The organism is Cyanobium gracile UHCC 0139 (genome assembly GCF_034931325.1).
Taxonomy (GTDB): domain Bacteria; phylum Cyanobacteriota; class Cyanobacteriia; order PCC-6307; family Cyanobiaceae; genus Cyanobium; species Cyanobium gracile_B.
The window spans coordinates 1-16,582 of sequence record NZ_JAYGHX010000004.1 but is presented as its reverse complement, the minus strand read 5'-3'; the positions used below and the strand labels follow the sequence as shown (position 1 = coordinate 16,582).

Sequence of the window (16,582 nt, the reverse complement as noted above, 5' to 3'; positions counted from 1 at the left end):
GTTAAAACGGTTTGCACGGGCAAGTAGGGGACAAACCGTGCAAACCCCTCTGTGGCTCGGCTCAGGCATCCGGCACAGGGATGTAGGTAGCAGCAGGGCGGCCTCCATCGGGTGCCGGTTCGGTCGGGATGGTCTTGATCGCCAACCGTTTCTGAACCAGTGCTCCCAGGGTGTCCTGGGCCCGCTGACGACTCAGGTCGAGGGCTGTCACCGCGTCAGCGACGGTCGTTGACTCCCCAGCCTTCGCCCGCTGGATCAGCAGCCGCAGGGCCGACTGCTGGCGATCGGTGAGATTCTCCCTGGCCTGCTCCCTGGCCTGGGCCTCCATGGCAGCAGCGGCGTCGCCGTGACAGATCCAGCCCTCGGCATCGGTGCGCTCGATCAGCAGCTCCTGAGGCATCCCGCCGCGTCCCTCGGTCTTGAGGACGAGGCGCCGCTCTTTGTTCCCCTGCGGGCCCCCAGCACCGGTCTGGAGACGGTTGAGGCTGATCATTTGGCTGGCGACGGCAGGGAGGGCTGTTGAGCCCCTGGAGGCGGCCACGGCGCCATCGTTGGCGCGGCCCTTGTTGGCGTGGTGGATCAACAGGACGGTGGCGCGGTGAGGCTCCAGAGCACTCATCAGATCCCGCACCGGTTCGGCCACCTCAGCGGATTCCTCTTTCAACCCCAGGGGGCTGATGCAGGCGTGCAGGGAGTCGATCAACACCACCAGACCGGGATGCTTCTCCGCGTAGGTGGTGATCCGGTCGATCCCCTCGGCGTCCAGGTGCAGTGGGCGGCCAGCTGTGAACAGGCCGACGATTTGGGGGTTCATCCGCCGGTTGTGATCGAGCAGACCGAACTGCGCCAGCATCCGCCCCCAGTCGTTCTCCGGCTGATCGGTGCCGACGATCAATACCGGAGGGCATGGGGTGGCCGGAAGGCTGCAACCCAGGAAGGTCTGCAGCCCATGGATCCAGGCGCCAAGGAATCCCAAGGCCCACGCTGTCTTGCCGATCTTCGGGAGGGCGACGATCAGGTTCAGGGCGCCTGCCATCACGATCCCCTCCAGCAGCCATGGGGTCGGCGCCAGGGAAAGCGGCTGATTGGCGGTGAGCGGTTGCACCGGGCCGGCGTCGCCGTTGCGGGCCTCCCACAGCAAGGTGCGGATCTGCTGCTGGCCAAGGGCAGGAAGTTCCAGCGCATGAGCTGCCAACCGCATGGCCAGCTCCTGCTCCACCTTGCGGGGGTGCTCCTCCAGCACCTGCCTGGCACGGCCGCGTAACAGCTCGAAGCGTTGGGATTCGGTGAGAGGAATTGGCGCCGTCGCTACTACCTGCCCAGCCGTGGCGCCATCAACCACTGGGGATTCCTCGATGTCGGGGAAGACGTTCACCTGGGCCACCACCTCCTGAACCGGGGCGCTGACACCCATCGCCTCCTGAAACTCCGCCCAGATCCCTGCCCATTCGCTGGGTTCGATCAGGGCCAGCGTCTCCTCGATGGCAGCTACACGCTCGGTGGGGGTGCCACTGGCGTCATCGATCGAGCCACCATCCGGCAGGGTCTGCCACACCTCAGAGGCCGGCAGCACCACCAGCTGCAGACCCACCGCTGCAGCTGCCTCCAGGGCCACCTGCGCCCGCCTGAGGCCGGTGATGTCCTGATCTGCCAAGTAGATGACCCCGACGACCCCAGCGGCCCCCAGGGCGCTGTAGCGGGCCTTGATCTGCTCGACCGTGTGGGCGTGGCCGGGCTGGCTGATGGCGACCAGGCCACCTTCACGGGCAATCTCAGCGGCCTTCTCACCCTCGACTTCCAACACCCAGCCGCCTGGGTTGGCCATGGCCACCGCGAACGCTTCCTGCTGACGCCATAGCGGCCACGGGCCGGGGCCTTGGCCGGGGATCCAGCGGCCGCCCCGTTTGTGTTCGGGGAGAAATCGCTTTCGGGTCCCGTCTTCTGGCGCCAGCCGGCGAGCCCTCTGGGAGGGGCTGTATGTGAAGTCGGCCTCTACGAAATACCTGAACTCTCGCTGTTGTCTCCTGTCCCAGAGCACAACAAGCTCGCGGGTTTCATTGTCCGGGTCAGATGGTGCAAGCCGCACCACATCGGTGGGGGCTTCAGGAAGGTGGAGCAGCTGGAACGGCCCCTGAGGGACCGCTGGAAGCGCCGCTGGAGGCTGGGGCGGGGATGCCTGCCGCCTGGTGAGGGCCTCTGACGGGAAGGCAGGGCGGCGGCCGTTGCTGGTCGCCTGAGGGGGCAGCCCCAGGTGGCGCTCAACCTCCTCGGCAGCCCGCCTGAAGTCCCAACCGGTGACGGACTGCAGGAGTGCCATCCCATCGCCAGCACCGGCCTCCCTCCCTGGCCGGGTCGGGCACTTCCGGCAGATCCAGCTGCCGCTGCCGTTCTTGTCATCGAAGGTGAAGCGGTCGTCCCCCTCGCCACAGATGGGACAGGCGCGAGGCTTCCCATCGAGCAGGGCAGGATCGACACCACCAGGGCCGGCGAGGATGTCGAACCAGTGCCCGTTGGCGGCGGTGATGCAGGTTGAGCTGGTCATGCCGCCACCCCCGCCCGGCCAGCTGCGAGGAGTTGCTGGGGTTGGCGATCAGCCACCACATGCAGATCCATTGATGCCCGCGTCATGCCGACATAGGCGAGCTGATTCAGCCCTGCCGCCTCCTGATTGCGGTCCAGATCGGGATGCAGGAACACCTGCTCAAAGGTGCTGCCCTGAGCCTTATGAATCGTCAGGGACCAGACCGGATTGATGGCCCCGAAGCGATCCTTACGAGCCCAGAAAATGTTCCAGGTCGGCTTGGCAGCGTCCTTGCCATCGGCCTCCTTCTCCTCCTTGGCCAGGGCCGCGATGGCGTTGTTCGCCTTGCGCCAGGCCAGCAGCTGCTCCGGGTCCGGGTTCAGCACCCGGAACTCAACCGGCATCCCTGTCGAGCCAGCAACCTGGGCGCGGATGTCGAACCATTTCCACGGCGCGATCAATTCACCGGCCTTGCTCTTGCGCTTGCCGAGCAGCGCCTCACGGACCACCAGCAGCTCATCACCATGCACAGCCCCCTGACCGGGGGTGACCTCCAGCAGCTGCATCTCGCAGGTGGAGCCGACGATCACGCTGCCGTCAGGGCCGAGGATCACATTGCTGGAGACAACTGGCTGCCCAACCACATACGGAGGGGCGTTGATCCCGTAGATGGCCTTATGCAGTTCGCGGTTGAACTTGTCCGCCGCTGCATTTGTCCAGCTGAGAACCCTGGCGGCGTCGGTGTTGCCGGTGCGGTTGGCCTCGATGCAGGCTCGCAGTGCGGCCTTCCGCCACTGGGGGAAGCTCCCGTAGGCCGTGATGGCGCTCTGAGTCCCCTGGACCGTGCGGAACACCGGGCGGCCGCTGCCCAGCTCCCTTGTGGCTGTCGCAAGCTCAAGGATCGGGCCGGCATGACGCACCACCTCCGACAGATGGGCGCTGATCGCTGCCTCGAACAACGGGCAGAGCGTCGGATCCCCGACCGGCTGCAGCTGGGCCGGGTCACCGATGGCCACCAGGGCGGCATCCGACGGCAGGGCATCCAACAGGTGGGTGGTCAGCTCGGCGGAAACCATTGAGGTTTCATCCACCACCACCAGGCGGGTGTGCTCCCCGATCAGGCACTTGGCCGTGGGGTCGGGCTGGAAGACTTCTTGCCCTCCGTCCCGCACCGGGCGCAGGCCCAGCGCGGAGTGCAGGGTGACAGCCTTCAGCTTGATCCCGCAGCCATCCATCGCCCGCTCCAGCTGGCGGGCCGCCTTATGGGTCGGGGCGGCAACCACCAGGGCGGGGAACTTCTCCCATCGCCCCCGCTGGTCGCGTACCCCTTCAGCGCCGGGGATGCTGGTCAGGGACTGCTCGCTCAGCCTTGCGGTGAGGGTCGTCTTTCCGGTGCCGGCGAAGCCGGTCAGCGTTGCCTGGGCGCCTGGTGACTCCCCTCGGAAGATGGGGCTGAGCAGATCGAACGCCTGCTGCTGGCCGTCGGTGAGCCGCAGCTGGCTGGGGAATGATGGCAGGATGGTTTGGGAGCCAAACCCATTTCGGCCGTGGGCCGAGACACTGCCCTGAGGGTCACCAGCCCTCGGGGCTTTGTTGTAGGGAGCCATTTCTCAGCCCTCCCCGGCGGTGGAGGGGGTCGAGGCATGAAGGTCTGCAGGGTCCGCCGTGGGGGCCGACCTGAAGGACCGGCGGCTCAGGGCTTCGGTGCGAATCTCTTCAGCCAGGCCGGGACGCAGTCCAAGCCGGGCGGTGTAGTCCACCAGGGCCAATCTCAGCAACCCGGAGGTGCTGACGCCCTTGGCGAGTGCGGCCTCTTGGGCCAGTTGACGGAGGCGTCGGGTCGAGTAGCACTGCAGCGCAGGCGCACCCGTGACCGACCCCGCCGAGGCATTGCTGCTCATCGGTAAGGAAACGGTCCAGCTGGGTCCGGCCTCTGCTGCGCGGTCCCTTACTGGGAGGTGCCGCCGCTGACTGTATTTGCCTGCAACTACCAATACCACCGTGGGTAGTATGGGGTCAAGATCCTGGCCACCATCAATGGTGTCTCGCTCTCAGAAAGCCCCAGGGAGCCCCCCAGGTCTGCGCTCAAGGGCGATCGACCCAGGCCCGCTGCGGCAACTGGTGGGGATGCTGGGAAGCGGGATGGAGTCGGCCCAGGTCTGGCCGCTCGTGCACACCTGGGGCCTGAGCGTCCTGCTGTCCGGCGCTAAGATCAAGGCCCCATCCCCCGGCCAGAAGCTCCAGGAGGCGCCCCGCTCCTACCGGCTGGCGCAGGGGGCCCTGGAGCAGCTGATGGCTGGCGATCCCGACGCCCCCATCTCGGCAATCAGCCGCCACAACAGCCTGGCTGGATTGGTCAATGCAGCCCAGAGCGTCATCTGCCAGCCAGGCTGGTTCCTCGATCCCTCCCAGGCAGTGCTGGTCGCTGCCGACCAGGCCGAACTCGATGAGCTGATGGCCCTGCTGCGGCAGCCGATGGCTGGCCAGGGCAGTGACGAGGATCCGCTGGCGGCGGCGCAGTGGGTGGCGGAGAACCTGATGGCCCTATACCCCGGCTGGAAGTTCGGCGGCGCCCTGCCGGTGCGGCTCGCCTCTGAGATCGGGCCCGAGGACTCATGGCGGGAGGTGTTCCTCTCGCCACGCTGCCTGAAACTGCTGGCCCTGGAGGTGCTGCCGGCGGTGCGGGCGGCAAAGGTGGGCCTCCACATCCCAGCGATGGGGGGAGAGGACGCGGTGGCGGGCGTGAAGCGGCATTGGCGTCAGTGGGACTGGGAGGAGCAGGACCGGAAGCAGGACCGCAGGCTCGCCGAATTGATGGCTCAGTCAGAGGAGCAGTACCGGGACAGGCTCAACGCCGCCGAGGAGGCCCGCAAGGCAAGAAGGGAACGAGAGGCCCAGAGGGAGGCTGCTTGGCGGGCCAAGGTTGGAACGGATGTTGCGGACCGGCTAGGGCAGCTGGAGCAATTAGAAGCCGCTTGGAGGGCTCGGGAAGTTGCGACACCCTTATTGCAGTCTGACCAGGATTCTGATGAGGGTGGTGCTTATCCGGTTGTCGAGGAATTGCACTGATGGAATCAGCTGTTGTTGATAGAGCTGGCGTGGTTTCTCGGCAATGAATCATGTCGCTATTCGCTGGTACAAGATGCTGGCCAAAGCTCAGCAGTCAAAAGCGACAGCCTGGACTTGTTTCGGATGTTTATTTGCCTTGTTAATTGCAGTTATGATATTGAGCCCTTGGGGAGGTTCGCCGGGCGGCCTAGGCATTAGAGGGAGCGAGACCACCATTGTGGAGAGAGATAAAAACTGGCGGGTTACAAAATACTCAATCCAGGCTGGAGTTAGCAGAACTGCGTGGGATTGGGCCGGGCTGATTGGCGTGCCAGTTACTTTAGCGTTTTTGGGTATCTGGTTTCAATCGCAAGAGCAGGCAAGAGCGGCTCACGAAGCTAAGCAGCAGCGTAGATTGGTGGCGGAGGAGAACAAAGAGGAGACGCTCCAACGCTACTTGGACCGCATCTCCCAGCTTCTAATGGATAGAGATTTGACCGAACGCGCGTCTGCGTTGGAGGATCCTTCTATGGATGATCCAGTTGTCCAGTCGGCTTCTGATCTAATCAGAGCAAGAACGCTATCGGTCTTGAGGTCATTTTCTAGCGACGGCGAAAGAAAGAGTAGCGTAATCTACTTCCTTGCCGAATCTCAGATACTTAAAAAGCTAAGACTCTCATTGGCCGATGCTGACCTAAGTAATGCACATTTGAACTGGGCTGACTTGGGCGATGTAAACCTCAATGGTGCTGACCTCAGTGACGCTGACCTTAGCGGGGCAAATCTGAGCAGGGCTAGCCTAGGCGGAGCGAAGATTAGAAGAGCAAAATTGATCGGGACTCATTTTCGGCGAACCAACCTCAGCGAGGCTGATCTCACGGAGGCCAACCTTCAGAGTGCCAACCTCAGCGGCGCTGAGCTCATGATGGCCAATCTGAATAATGCTGATCTGAGCGAGGCCAACTTGTTTGGGGCTGATCTGACTGGGGCGAATCTCGATGGAGCCAGCCTAAAAGGAGCCCATTTCAGTAATACTATCTTGCCGGATGGAAAGAAAACTGGTCCGGCTCATTCTGTCTTCAACGACCAGATTCTGGGCATGATCACACGCTCACAGTAAAGTGCCAAACTCCTGGCTGATGGTCAGGCTGGATTTAGATTGAGCGCGACGCTTTATACATCATCGCTTCGTACCGCTTAGCAATGGATGGCAGGCGACTCATGAGGGCATCGCATCTACCTCCTCACTTGGGATGGTTCTAAATGTTCTTGAGGGCCGAGACATTCGATCGTCTCGGCCTTCCAACTGCCGCTCCCCTGAGCCAAGTGATCAGCAGGAGGGCTCAGGCACCCACCCCCAGCTGCGCCGATCCATCGCCTCCTTCAGCAGCGTCAGCGGCACCCCGCCCCTGGAGTACCTGGCCGTCATGGATCTGGAGGTGTGCCCCAGGATCTGCTCGATCACCCTCTGCTCAGCGCCGGCGTCCACCAACTGCTGGGCGGTGAAATGCCTGGAGCTGTGGAACACCGCTGATCGGTCTTCGATGCCAGCCTGGGCTCGGAGCAGCTTCCCCAGCCGGACGCTGGCGTAGTGGCTAAGCCTGGGATCCGTCGTTGGTGGTGGTGGTTCGGGGAATAGGAGGCCTGGCCCCTGCTGCTGCACCCAATTGGTGAACCCCTCGGCGACCAACGCTTCGGGAATCGGCAGCAGGCGGGCGCTGCTGTCGTTCTTCAGCCGCCGGTCGGCGCTCGGCTGGATTGACACCACCCAGAGCCCTTCAGCCTGGTGCACGTCCTCCTTCCGCAATCCCGCCAGCTCCTCAAGGCGGGCGCCAAGAGCCAGGCCAAGGGGAAAGCCCCAACGATCAAGCGGCCGTCCGCCACCTTGCTGCCTGCTGATCTGCCACAGGACCGATGCCTCGGCATCTGTGAAAGGTCGCCGCTCTCGCCGGGTGCCTGTCGCATCCCTGAGGCTCCGGCCGGCCAGGCGTTCGAGAACCCCGCCCTGCAGCGGCACCCCGTCGCCGGCAGCAGCCACCAGAACCGCCCGCACCATGGCCAGCTTCCGTTTCGCCGTGCTGGCGGTGCCCCCCTCCAGCAGAGCATCCCGCCATCCACTCACCTCTGCAGGTGTCAGATGGTCCAGCCGGTTGTGGCCGGTGTGCCTGGCCAGTTCCTGCAATCGAGCTGCCGCATCCAACTGGCTCTTGTGCGCTGGCTGCCGCAGCCTCACCCACCGCTCCAGGGCCACCTCGAAGGTGAGCCGCCCCCCGCCACCGTTGGACCCATTCCCCACCGGCGGCGGCGGGAAGGCGGGCAGGGGATCGGGTAGCCGGCCGGCCTCGATCTCGGCTACCTGTCGGCTGAGGTGCACCGCCGTGGTCACCAGCCGCAGGGCCACCGCCTGCACCTCTGCCGGGCTCACCGTCAGCCCCAGGGCCTTGAGCTGCTGGCGGGCCTCCTTGATCCAGCGGCCGATCCCCAGCCGGCACAGGGCCACGGTCTCCGCCAGGTGGGCCAGCGCCCCCTCGGGGGTCATCTCGCCGTGGAGCACCTCTGCGTCCTGGTGCCAGAAGCTGGGGTGCGGGATGGTGTCGATCCTCTGCGCCATGCACCGCACCGTCTCCACCACGTCGGAGTCCCTGGCCTCCACCGGGGGCGCCTGCCACTCCTCGCCCAGTGGGAACGGCAGCACGATCTGGAGCTCATCGAGGGCTAGCAGCACCGCCTGCGCTTCCATTGCGTCGAAGCCGGTCTCCGTGGTCTGGGGAGGGGCCAGCGTCGCCCACCGACCTGCCACCCCCAGCTGCTCCTGGGCCGACAGCTTCGGCAACGCCTCCGCGCCAGCCAGGGCGGCCTCCGCTTGGCCGTGGATCAGGTCATAGGCCCTACGGAACTCCCGGCTCCCTGGGGCACCGCTGAGCCTGGCGGTGAAGGTCGAGCGGCCAATGGCCGACCGCAGCTCAGCCGGCACCCTGCGCTTGTAGTACGGCAGACGCGCCGCTCCGCGCAGCACGACGTACGGCAGGGCCTGATTGCCTGAGAATGGGGCAAGTGGAGAACTGCTCTGCACCCAGCACTGCACCCAAGACTGCACCCAAGCTATGCCTGACTACCCTTGAGACGACTGGGATTTCAGTTGTGGCAAGTGGACTAATGTGAGACCATGGAGAATAGGGGACTCGAACCCCTGACCTCTGCGGTGCGATCGCAGCGCTCTACCAGCTGAGCTAATTCCCCTTCGATCGCCATTATCACCATCCCGTCCCCCTTCCCGGCCGCCCCCCTTGGTTGATTCCAGCCTGTCCATCACCCCCGAGCGGCTCGCGGCCTTCGACGACGCGTCCATCGCCGAGCTCGCCCGGCGCCTCGAGGAGGACGACTACCCCACACCGTTCGCGGGCCTCGCCGACTGGCACCTGCTGCGGGCCCTGGCCATCCATCGCCCCGACCTGATCCGGCCCTACGTCCATCTGGTGGATCAGGAACCCTTCGATGAGGAGTGAGGCGGACGCCCTTGCGGGACGCCGCGTGCTGGTGCTGATCAGTGGCAGCATCGCCGCCGTCAAGCTGCCCCAGCTCGTCAGCGCCCTGGTGCAGCGCGGGGCCCTGGTGCGCTGCGTGCTCAGCCCCGCTGCCGAGCGGCTGGTGAGTGCCGTGGCCCTGGCCAGCCTCAGCCGCTCCCCCTGCCACATCGAGGCCGACCAGTGGAGCCACCGGGAGGCCCGGCCCCTGCACATCGCCCTGGCCGAGTGGGCCGAGGTGGTGCTGGTGGCGCCGCTGAGCGCCAGCAGCCTGGCCCGCTGGGTGCACGGCATGGCCGACACCCTGCTGGCCAGCACCCTGATCGCCTGTGAGGCTCCTGTGGTGGTCGCCCCGGCCATGAACAGCGCCATGTGGGCCGCCCCGGCGGTGCGCCGCAACTGGAGGGAACTTCAGGGCTGGGAGCGGGTGCTGCCCCTGGAGCCCGGCAGCGGCCTGCTGGCCTGCGACCGGGTGGGGGACGGGCGCATGGCGGACCCGGCGCTGCTGCTGCTGGCCCTGGAGTCGGTGCTGGTGGCTGGCTGCCGCCGCGACTGGCGGGGCCGCCGCCTGCTGGTGAGTGCCGGCCCCACCCGGGAGGCCCTCGATCCGGCCCGCTGCCTCACCAACCCCAGCACCGGGCGCATGGGCGTGCTGCTGGCTCAGGCCGCCCGCCTGCGCGGCTCCACGGTCGATCTGGTCCACGGCCCGCTGGCGGTCGATCCGGCCTGGCTGGAGGGCCTCCAGTGCCACCCCGTCGTCACCGCGGCCGAAATGGAGGCGGCGCTGCTGCGCCTGCAGGACGGCGCCGATGCGGTCGCCATGGCCGCCGCCGTCGCCGACCACCGCCGCTCCAGCCCTGAGCAGGGCAAGCTCCCCAAGGAGGCCCTCGAGGCCTCCCTCTCCAGCGGCTGGGAGCCCGTGCCCGACCTGCTGGCGGGGCTGGTGCGGCGCCGGCCTCCGGCCCAGGCGATCCTGGGGTTCGCCGCCCAGAGCGGCGAGGTGCTCCAGGAGGCCCGGGCCAAGTTCGCCCGCAAGGGCTGCGACCTGCTGTTCGCCAACCCCATCGACAGGCCCGGCGCCGGGTTCGGGTCGGCCGGCAACGAAGGCTGGCTGCTCGGTCCGGGAACCGGGGAGCGCCGGCTGGAGCCCATGGGCAAGCTGGCCCTGGCCCACCGGCTGCTCTCGGCCCTCGCCGAAGCGGCGGCCCTCAGGGCTCCGGTTCGGGCGCCAGCAGATCCATGAACGTGCGCAGCTGCAGCCGGGGGATGTAGGGCCAGCCGCCGCTGCTCTCCATCTCGGCGAGCAGGGTGAACAGGCCGTTGCGATCGCCGGGGAGGCTGCTGCGGAAGGGTCCGTCCTGGATGGTGCGGTGCAGGTGCTCGATGCGGCGCAGCAGATCGAGCAGGGCTTCAGGCTGCTCGGCGCGCTGCTCGGCGATCCTCAGCAGGGTGTCGAGGGCCCGCTGGAGTTCGGGGTCGGCGGCTGGGTCGAAGGCTGGGTCGGGCGCGGGTGCGGACGTCGGCGGAGAGGTCGTGGATTCGTCGATCGGGTGGGTGCGGCTCAGGGACATCCCCCTCTCATACAGGTTGTTGAGAGCCCATGCAAGCCACCAGGAATGGGCGTTTTGCACCGGTAGGATCCCGGCCAGCCCGGTTCCTGTTCCGTCTCTGCGGCTTCTCCCCATGCGTTTCCGTCCCCTGCTGGCCCTCGTGCTGGCTCTGTGCCTGACCCTGGTGTCCGCATGCAGCGGCGGGGCCAAGGCCGTTGATCGGGCCAACCTCACCTACGAGGACATCCACAACACCGGTCTGGCGAATGACTGCCCGACCCTGCCCGATTCCGCCCGCGGCACGATCAACCTGGATCCCTCGGCGACGTACCAGCTCAAGGAGATCTGCATGCACCCCTCCGAGGTCTTCGTGAAGGGGGAGCCCGCCAACAAGCGCCAGGAAGCCCAGTTCGTCGCCGGCAAGATCCTCACCCGCTACACCTCCAGCCTTGATCAGGTCTACGGCGACCTCAAGGTCAGCGGTGACCAGCTCACCTTCAAGGAACTGGGCGGCATCGACTTCCAGCCGATCACCGTGCTGATGCCCGGCGGTGAGGAAGTGCCCTTCATGTTCTCCAGCAAGGAGCTCAAGGCCACCGCCGACGGCACCGCCTTCTCCACCAGCACCGACCTCAAGGGTGAGTACCGCGCCCCCAGCTACCGCACCAGCAACTTCCTCGATCCCAAGGGCCGGGGCCTGACCACCGGCTACAGCAGCGCCGTGGGTCTGGTGCCCGCCGGTGATGAGTTCGCCGGGGAAACCGTCAAGCGCTACGTGGATGGCTCCGGCACCATGGACCTCTCGATCACCAAGGTCGACCCGAGCACCGGTGAATTTGCCGGGGTGTTCACCGCCATCCAGCCCTCCGACACCGACATGGGCACCAAGGCCGTCGTCGACGTCAAGATCACCGGCGAGCTGTACGGCCGCCTCGAGGAGGTCTGAGGCCCGGGCCGTCTTTCGCCCCAGGCCCCCTCACCACAACCCGTTGATCCCAGGGGCCCACGGGCCCCTTTTTCATGGCCGCCCTTTTTCATGGCCGAAGGTTGGTCTGGGAGGATGGGCCTATTCCCTGTGCAGCCCCGGCCCGTCGCCATGACGCTCGCCAACACCGCCGCCCGTTCCGATCTGATCGCCCCCCACGGCGGCAGCCTCGTTGATCTGATGGTGCCGCCCGACCAGCAGGAGGGTGTGCGCGCCTCGGTGGACAAGGTGCTGGAGTGCAGCCACCGCAACGCCTGCGACGTGGAGCTGCTGATCGTGGGCGGCTTCTCGCCCCTGCGCGGCTTCATGCACCAGGAGGACTACGACGCGGTGGTGGCGGGCCACCGCACCACCAGCGGCCTGCTGTTCGGCCTGCCGATCATCTTCGACACCGACGACGCCGCCGTCGCCGTGGGCCAGCGGCTGCTGCTCACCTACCAGGGCCAGGACCTGGCCGTGCTCACCGTGGAGAGCCGCTGGGAACCCGACAAGGTGGTCGAGGCCAAGGGCTGCTACGGCACCACCTCCCTGGAGCACCCGGCGGTGCGCATGATCGCCACCGAGCGCGGCCGTTACTACCTGGGCGGTCGCCTCCAGGGTCTGGCCCTGCCGCAGCGGGTGTTCCCCTGCAGCACCCCGATGGAGGTGCGCGCCACCCTGCCGGCGGGCCAGGACGTGGTGGCCTTCCAGTGCCGCAACCCCATCCACCGGGCCCACTACGAGCTGTTCACCCGCGCCCTCGAAGCCCCCAACGTGAGCAAGGGGGCCGTGGTGCTGGTGCACCCCACCTGCGGACCCACCCAGGAGGACGACATCGCCGGCGAGGTGCGCTTCGCCACCTACGAACGGCTGGCCGCCGAGGTGGACAACCCCCGCATCCGCTGGGCCTACCTGCCCTACGCGATGCACATGGCCGGCCCCAGGGAGGCCCTGCAGCACATGATCATCCGCAAGAACTACGGCTGCACCCACTTCATCATCGGCCGCGACATGGCGGGCTGCAAATCGTCTCTCACCGGCGAGGACTTCTACGGCCCCTACGAGGCCCAGGACTTCGCCCGCGACCAGGCCACCGAACTCGGCATGGAGACGGTGCCCTCCCTCAACCTCGTCTACACCGAGGAGGAGGGCTACGTCACCGCCGAGCATGCCCAGGCCCGGGGGCTGCACATCCGCAAGCTGAGCGGCACCCAGTTCCGCCAGATGTTGCGCGGCGGCGAGGAGATCCCGGAATGGTTCGCCTTCCGTAGCGTGGTGGAGGTGCTCAGGGCCGCAGCCTGAGCCCCGTCCGACCGCGGACGCCCATTAACATTCTGTTACTTTCACTCTCACACAGGAGACAGGGTCGTGAAGAAACGCTGGCGCAACGCGGGGCTCTACGTGCTCCTGGTGATCGTGATGATCGCCGTGGGCACCGCCTTCCTGGAGCGGCCCGACCCGTCCCGAGCCCCCCGCACCCTGCGTTACAGCGACTTCGTCGAGGCCGTTCAGGCCAACGAGATCTCCCGGGTGCTGATCTCCCCCGACCGCGGCACCGCCCAGGTGGTGGAGAACGATGGCCAGCGCGCCGTGGTCAACCTGGCCCCCGACAAGGACCTGCTCAAGCTGCTCACCGACCACAACGTCGACATCGCCGTGCAGCCCAACCGGGAGCCGGCGGCCTGGCAGCAGGCGATCGGCAGCCTGATCTTCCCGCTGCTCCTGCTGGGTGGTTTGTTCTTCCTGCTGCGGCGCGCCCAGGGCGGCGGCGGCAACCCGGCCATGAACTTCGGCAAGAGCAAGGCCCGGGTTCAGATGGAACCCCAGACCCAGGTCACCTTCGGCGACGTGGCCGGCATCGAGGGCGCCAAGCTCGAGCTCACCGAGGTGGTCGACTTCCTCAAGAACCCCGACCGCTTCACCGCCGTCGGCGCCAAGATCCCCAAGGGTGTGCTGCTGGTGGGCCCCCCGGGCACCGGCAAGACCCTGCTGGCCAAGGCCGTGGCCGGTGAGGCGGGCGTGCCGTTCTTCTCGATCTCCGGCTCGGAGTTCGTCGAGATGTTCGTGGGTGTCGGCGCCAGTCGGGTGCGCGACCTGTTCGAGCAGGCCAAGAAGAACGCCCCCTGCATCGTCTTCATCGATGAGATCGATGCCGTGGGCCGCCAGCGCGGCGCCGGCCTCGGCGGCGGCAACGACGAGCGCGAGCAGACCCTCAACCAGCTGCTCACCGAGATGGACGGCTTCGAAGGCAACACCGGCATCATCATCGTGGCGGCCACCAACCGACCAGACGTGCTGGATTCGGCCCTGATGCGGCCGGGCCGCTTCGACCGCCAGGTGGTGGTCGACCGTCCCGATTACGCCGGCCGGCTCCAGATCCTCGGTGTTCACGCCCGCGGCAAGACCCTTGCCAAGGATGTCGATCTCGACAAGGTGGCCCGCCGCACCCCCGGCTTCACCGGCGCCGACCTGGCCAACCTGCTCAACGAAGCGGCCATCCTCGCCGCCCGGCGCCAGCTGGCCGAGGTGTCGATGGATGAGGTCAACGACGCCATCGAGCGCGTCATGGCCGGCCCCGAGAAGAAGGATCGGGTGATGAGCGAGCGCCGCAAGCGCCTGGTTGCCTACCACGAATCCGGCCACGCCTTGGTGGGCGCCCTGATGCCGGATTACGACCCCGTCCAGAAGATCAGCATCATTCCCCGCGGCCAGGCCGGCGGCCTCACCTTCTTCACCCCCAGTGAGGAGCGCATGGAGTCGGGCCTCTACTCCCGCTCCTACCTGCAGAACCAGATGGCCGTGGCCCTCGGTGGCCGCGTCGCCGAAGAGATCGTCTACGGCGAAGATGAAGTCACCACTGGCGCATCCAACGACCTGCAGCAGGTGGCCCGCGTCGCCCGCCAGATGGTCACCCGCTTCGGCATGAGCGACCGCCTCGGCCCTGTCGCCCTGGGCCGCGCCCAGGGGGGCATGTTCCTCGGCCGCGACATCGCCGCCGAGCGTGACTTCTCCGAGGACACCGCCGCCGCCATCGACGAGGAGGTCTCCCAGCTGGTGGCCGACGCCTACCGCCGCGCCACCGAGGTGCTGCTCGCCAACCGGGCCGTGCTCGATGAGCTGGCCGAGCTCCTGGTCGAGAAGGAGACGGTGGACGCCGAGGAGCTCCAGGAGCTGCTCATCTCCCGCGATGTGACGGTGGCCGCCTACGTCTAGGTCTCCCTGCGAGTCCCTGATCCAGTCCCTGCACCACCAGCCCCTGCTGGTGGTGCTTCGTGCTGAGCGGCCAGCGCTCCTGGCCCCCCAGCTGGGCCAGTTGGCCGTGCTCGGGGTGCGCCATGTGGAGATCGCCTGGGGGCCTGGGCCGGCCTGGATCCCCGACTGCCGGCGCCTGATCGAGGCGTTCCCCGATCTGCATCTGGGGGCAGCCTCGATCTGCACCTCCGCGGCCCTGGCGGCGGCGCTGGAGGCGGGTTTCTCCTATGGCGTCTCCCCTGTCCTGGAGGCGGAACTGCTGGAGACGGCGGCCATGGCCCGCTTCGCCCTGGTCCCCGGGGTGATGACCCCCACGGAGGTGAACCGGGCCCGCTCCCTGGGTTGTCCGATCGTCAAGCTGTTCCCTGCCGTCAGCGTCGGCATCGGCCATTGGCGACGCCTGCGGGATCCCCTCGGCCCACCGCTTCCCTTCTGCATCGCCGCCGGCGGTCTCCTGCCTGGCGATGTCATTCCCTGGCTGGAGGCCGGGGTCGATGCCGTCGCCCTGGGCTCCTCGCTGGTGGCCCGGGGGCCGGAGCCCCTGCGGCAGGTGCTGGCGGACCTGCCGCAGAGGCCCTGATCGGGCCAATCACCAGAGGCTGCACTGGGCCTGCTGGCGCAGCAGGTGATCGGCCAGCACCAGGGCCACCATCGCCTCCACCATCGGCACGGCCCGGGGCAGCACGCAGGGGTCGTGGCGTCCCTTCGCCGCCAGGGTGGTGGCGGCGCCGCTGGCATCGATGGTCTGCTGTTCCTTGCGGATCGTGGCCGTGGGCTTGAAGGCCACCCGCAGCTGGATCTCCTCGCCGTTGCTGATGCCCCCCTGGATGCCCCCCGAGTTGTTGGTGGCGGTCCGCAGGCGGCCGTCGTCGCTGGGCAGGAAGGCGTCGTTGTGTTCGCTGCCGCGCAGCAGGGTGCCACCGAAGCCCGAGCCGATCTCGAATCCCTTGGTGGCCGGCAGCGACATCACCGCCTTGGCCAGGTCCGCCTCCAGTTTGTCGAACACCGGCATGCCCAGACCCACCGGCGGCCGCCGCACCAGGCATTCGATCACCCCGCCGCAGGAATCCCCCTCCCGCCCGATCGCCTCGATGCGCTCGATCATCCGCTCGGCGGTGTCGGCGTCGGGACAGCGCACGATGTTGGCCTCCACCGCCTCCAGGCTCACGCTGGCGGGATCGATCACGGCCTCGATGGTGTGAATCCGGCGCACCCAGGCGATCACCTCGGTGCCGTGGGTGCGGGCCAGCAGCTGTTTGGCCACCGCCCCGGCGGCCACCCGGCCGATCGTTTCCCGGGCCGAGGCGCGGCCGCCGCCACTGCGGGCCTGGATGCCGTACTTGGCCTGGTAGGTGGCGTCGGCGTGGGAGGGCCGGAAGGCCACCTGCATCTCCTGGTAGTCCCCGGGACGCTGGTCCCTGTTGCGGACCACCATGGCGATCGGCGTCCCGAGCGTCACCCCGTCGAGCAGGCCGCTGAGGATCTCGACCCGGTCCTCCTCCTTGCGGGGGGTGGTGATGCGGCTCTGGCCGGGCCGGCGTCGGTCGAGATCGGCCTGGATCTGCCCCAGATCCAGCGGCAGCCTGGGGGGACAGCCATCGATGATCACCCCCACGCCACCGCCGTGGGATTCGCCGAACGTGCTGATCCGGAAGAGATCACCGAAACTGCTGCCCATCGCACCGCCCTGCCCATCGGGCTTTCCGAAGCAGGGAGCCTACCC

Annotated in this window: 13 protein-coding genes, 1 tRNA gene and 1 pseudogene; 8 read left to right on the top strand and 7 right to left on the bottom strand. The window is 67.3% G+C overall.

From position 1 onward, the window contains the following. Positions 1 to 61: 61 nt before the first annotated feature. From VB738_RS07735 to VB738_RS07725, 3 genes and pseudogenes are all read right to left on the bottom strand, one after another. Positions 62 to 1,825, bottom strand: a complete 1,764-nt coding sequence (locus tag VB738_RS07735; protein WP_323305434.1) for an AAA family ATPase — start codon at positions 1,823 to 1,825, stop codon at positions 62 to 64. 504 nt (positions 1,826 to 2,329) lie between these two features. Further along, positions 2,330 to 2,542: pseudogene (locus tag VB738_RS07730) on the bottom strand (primase-helicase zinc-binding domain-containing protein); the annotation flags it as partial. Next, a complete protein-coding gene (locus VB738_RS07725) occupies positions 2,539 to 4,128 on the bottom strand; it encodes an ATP-dependent DNA helicase (RefSeq protein ID WP_323305202.1) in 1,590 nt (529 codons plus the stop codon). The gene VB738_RS07725 and the pseudogene VB738_RS07730, both read right to left, overlap by 4 nt. 685 nt (positions 4,129 to 4,813) lie before the next feature. Here VB738_RS07725 and VB738_RS07720 point away from each other — a divergent pair. Together VB738_RS07720 and VB738_RS07715 are read left to right on the top strand one after the other, a co-directional pair. After that, a complete protein-coding gene (locus VB738_RS07720; protein ID WP_323305201.1) occupies positions 4,814 to 5,590 on the top strand; it encodes a hypothetical protein in 777 nt (258 codons plus the stop codon). Positions 5,591 to 5,663: 73 nt separating this feature from the next. Continuing rightward, positions 5,664 to 6,689, top strand: coding sequence for a pentapeptide repeat-containing protein (locus tag VB738_RS07715; protein WP_323305200.1), 1,026 nt, complete (start codon positions 5,664 to 5,666; stop codon positions 6,687 to 6,689). 210 nt (positions 6,690 to 6,899) lie between these two features. Here the strand turns inward: VB738_RS07715 and VB738_RS07710 are convergent, their stop codons facing one another. Both VB738_RS07710 and VB738_RS07705 read right to left on the bottom strand, forming a co-directional pair. After that, positions 6,900 to 8,585 (bottom strand): tyrosine-type recombinase/integrase, encoded by a 1,686-nt coding sequence (locus tag VB738_RS07710; RefSeq protein WP_323305199.1) that lies wholly within the window; start codon positions 8,583 to 8,585, stop codon positions 6,900 to 6,902. 151 nt (positions 8,586 to 8,736) lie between these two features. Then, a tRNA-Ala gene (locus tag VB738_RS07705) sits at positions 8,737 to 8,809 on the bottom strand. A gap of 47 nt (positions 8,810 to 8,856) precedes the next feature. Here VB738_RS07705 and VB738_RS07700 point away from each other — a divergent pair. Next, complete coding sequence (locus tag VB738_RS07700; RefSeq protein ID WP_254947927.1) at positions 8,857 to 9,075, top strand: DUF2555 domain-containing protein; 219 nt, start codon at positions 8,857 to 8,859, stop codon at positions 9,073 to 9,075. After that, positions 9,065 to 10,336: a bifunctional phosphopantothenoylcysteine decarboxylase/phosphopantothenate--cysteine ligase CoaBC gene (gene coaBC / locus VB738_RS07695; RefSeq protein ID WP_323305198.1), complete on the top strand. Its 1,272-nt coding sequence runs from the start codon at positions 9,065 to 9,067 to the stop codon at positions 10,334 to 10,336. Before VB738_RS07700 ends, coaBC begins: the two co-directional genes overlap by 11 nt. Here coaBC and VB738_RS07690 read toward each other — a convergent pair. Then, the gene (locus tag VB738_RS07690; protein ID WP_323305197.1) at positions 10,302 to 10,664 is read right to left on the bottom strand and encodes a hypothetical protein; all 363 of its coding nucleotides are present in this window, start codon (positions 10,662 to 10,664) and stop codon (positions 10,302 to 10,304) included. The genes coaBC and VB738_RS07690 overlap by 35 nt on opposite strands. Before the next feature lie 112 nt (positions 10,665 to 10,776). On the opposite strand from VB738_RS07690, the gene psbO reads away from it, so the two are divergent. The 4 genes from psbO (at position 10,777) to VB738_RS07670 (ending at position 15,439) form a co-directional block, all read left to right on the top strand. Next, a complete protein-coding gene (gene psbO, locus VB738_RS07685; RefSeq protein WP_323305196.1) occupies positions 10,777 to 11,589 on the top strand; it encodes a photosystem II manganese-stabilizing polypeptide in 813 nt (270 codons plus the stop codon). A 150-nt stretch (positions 11,590 to 11,739) separates the two neighbouring features. Then, on the top strand, positions 11,740 to 12,909 hold the full coding sequence (gene sat / locus VB738_RS07680) for a sulfate adenylyltransferase (RefSeq protein WP_323305433.1): 1,170 nt from the start codon (positions 11,740 to 11,742) through the stop codon (positions 12,907 to 12,909). Between the two features lie 66 nt (positions 12,910 to 12,975). Then, positions 12,976 to 14,820 (top strand): ATP-dependent zinc metalloprotease FtsH3, encoded by a 1,845-nt coding sequence (gene ftsH3, locus VB738_RS07675; RefSeq protein ID WP_323305195.1) that lies wholly within the window; start codon positions 12,976 to 12,978, stop codon positions 14,818 to 14,820. Between the two features lie 49 nt (positions 14,821 to 14,869). Next, positions 14,870 to 15,439: a bifunctional 4-hydroxy-2-oxoglutarate aldolase/2-dehydro-3-deoxy-phosphogluconate aldolase gene (locus VB738_RS07670; protein ID WP_416233162.1), complete on the top strand. Its 570-nt coding sequence runs from the start codon at positions 14,870 to 14,872 to the stop codon at positions 15,437 to 15,439. Positions 15,440 to 15,448: 9 nt separating this feature from the next. Here VB738_RS07670 and aroC read toward each other — a convergent pair whose 3' ends face one another. After that, positions 15,449 to 16,537 carry a chorismate synthase gene (gene aroC / locus VB738_RS07665; RefSeq protein ID WP_323305194.1) on the bottom strand — a complete coding sequence of 363 codons (1,089 nt, stop codon included), beginning with the start codon at positions 16,535 to 16,537 and terminating at the stop codon, positions 15,449 to 15,451. Between the last annotated feature and the right edge of the window lie 45 nt (positions 16,538 to 16,582).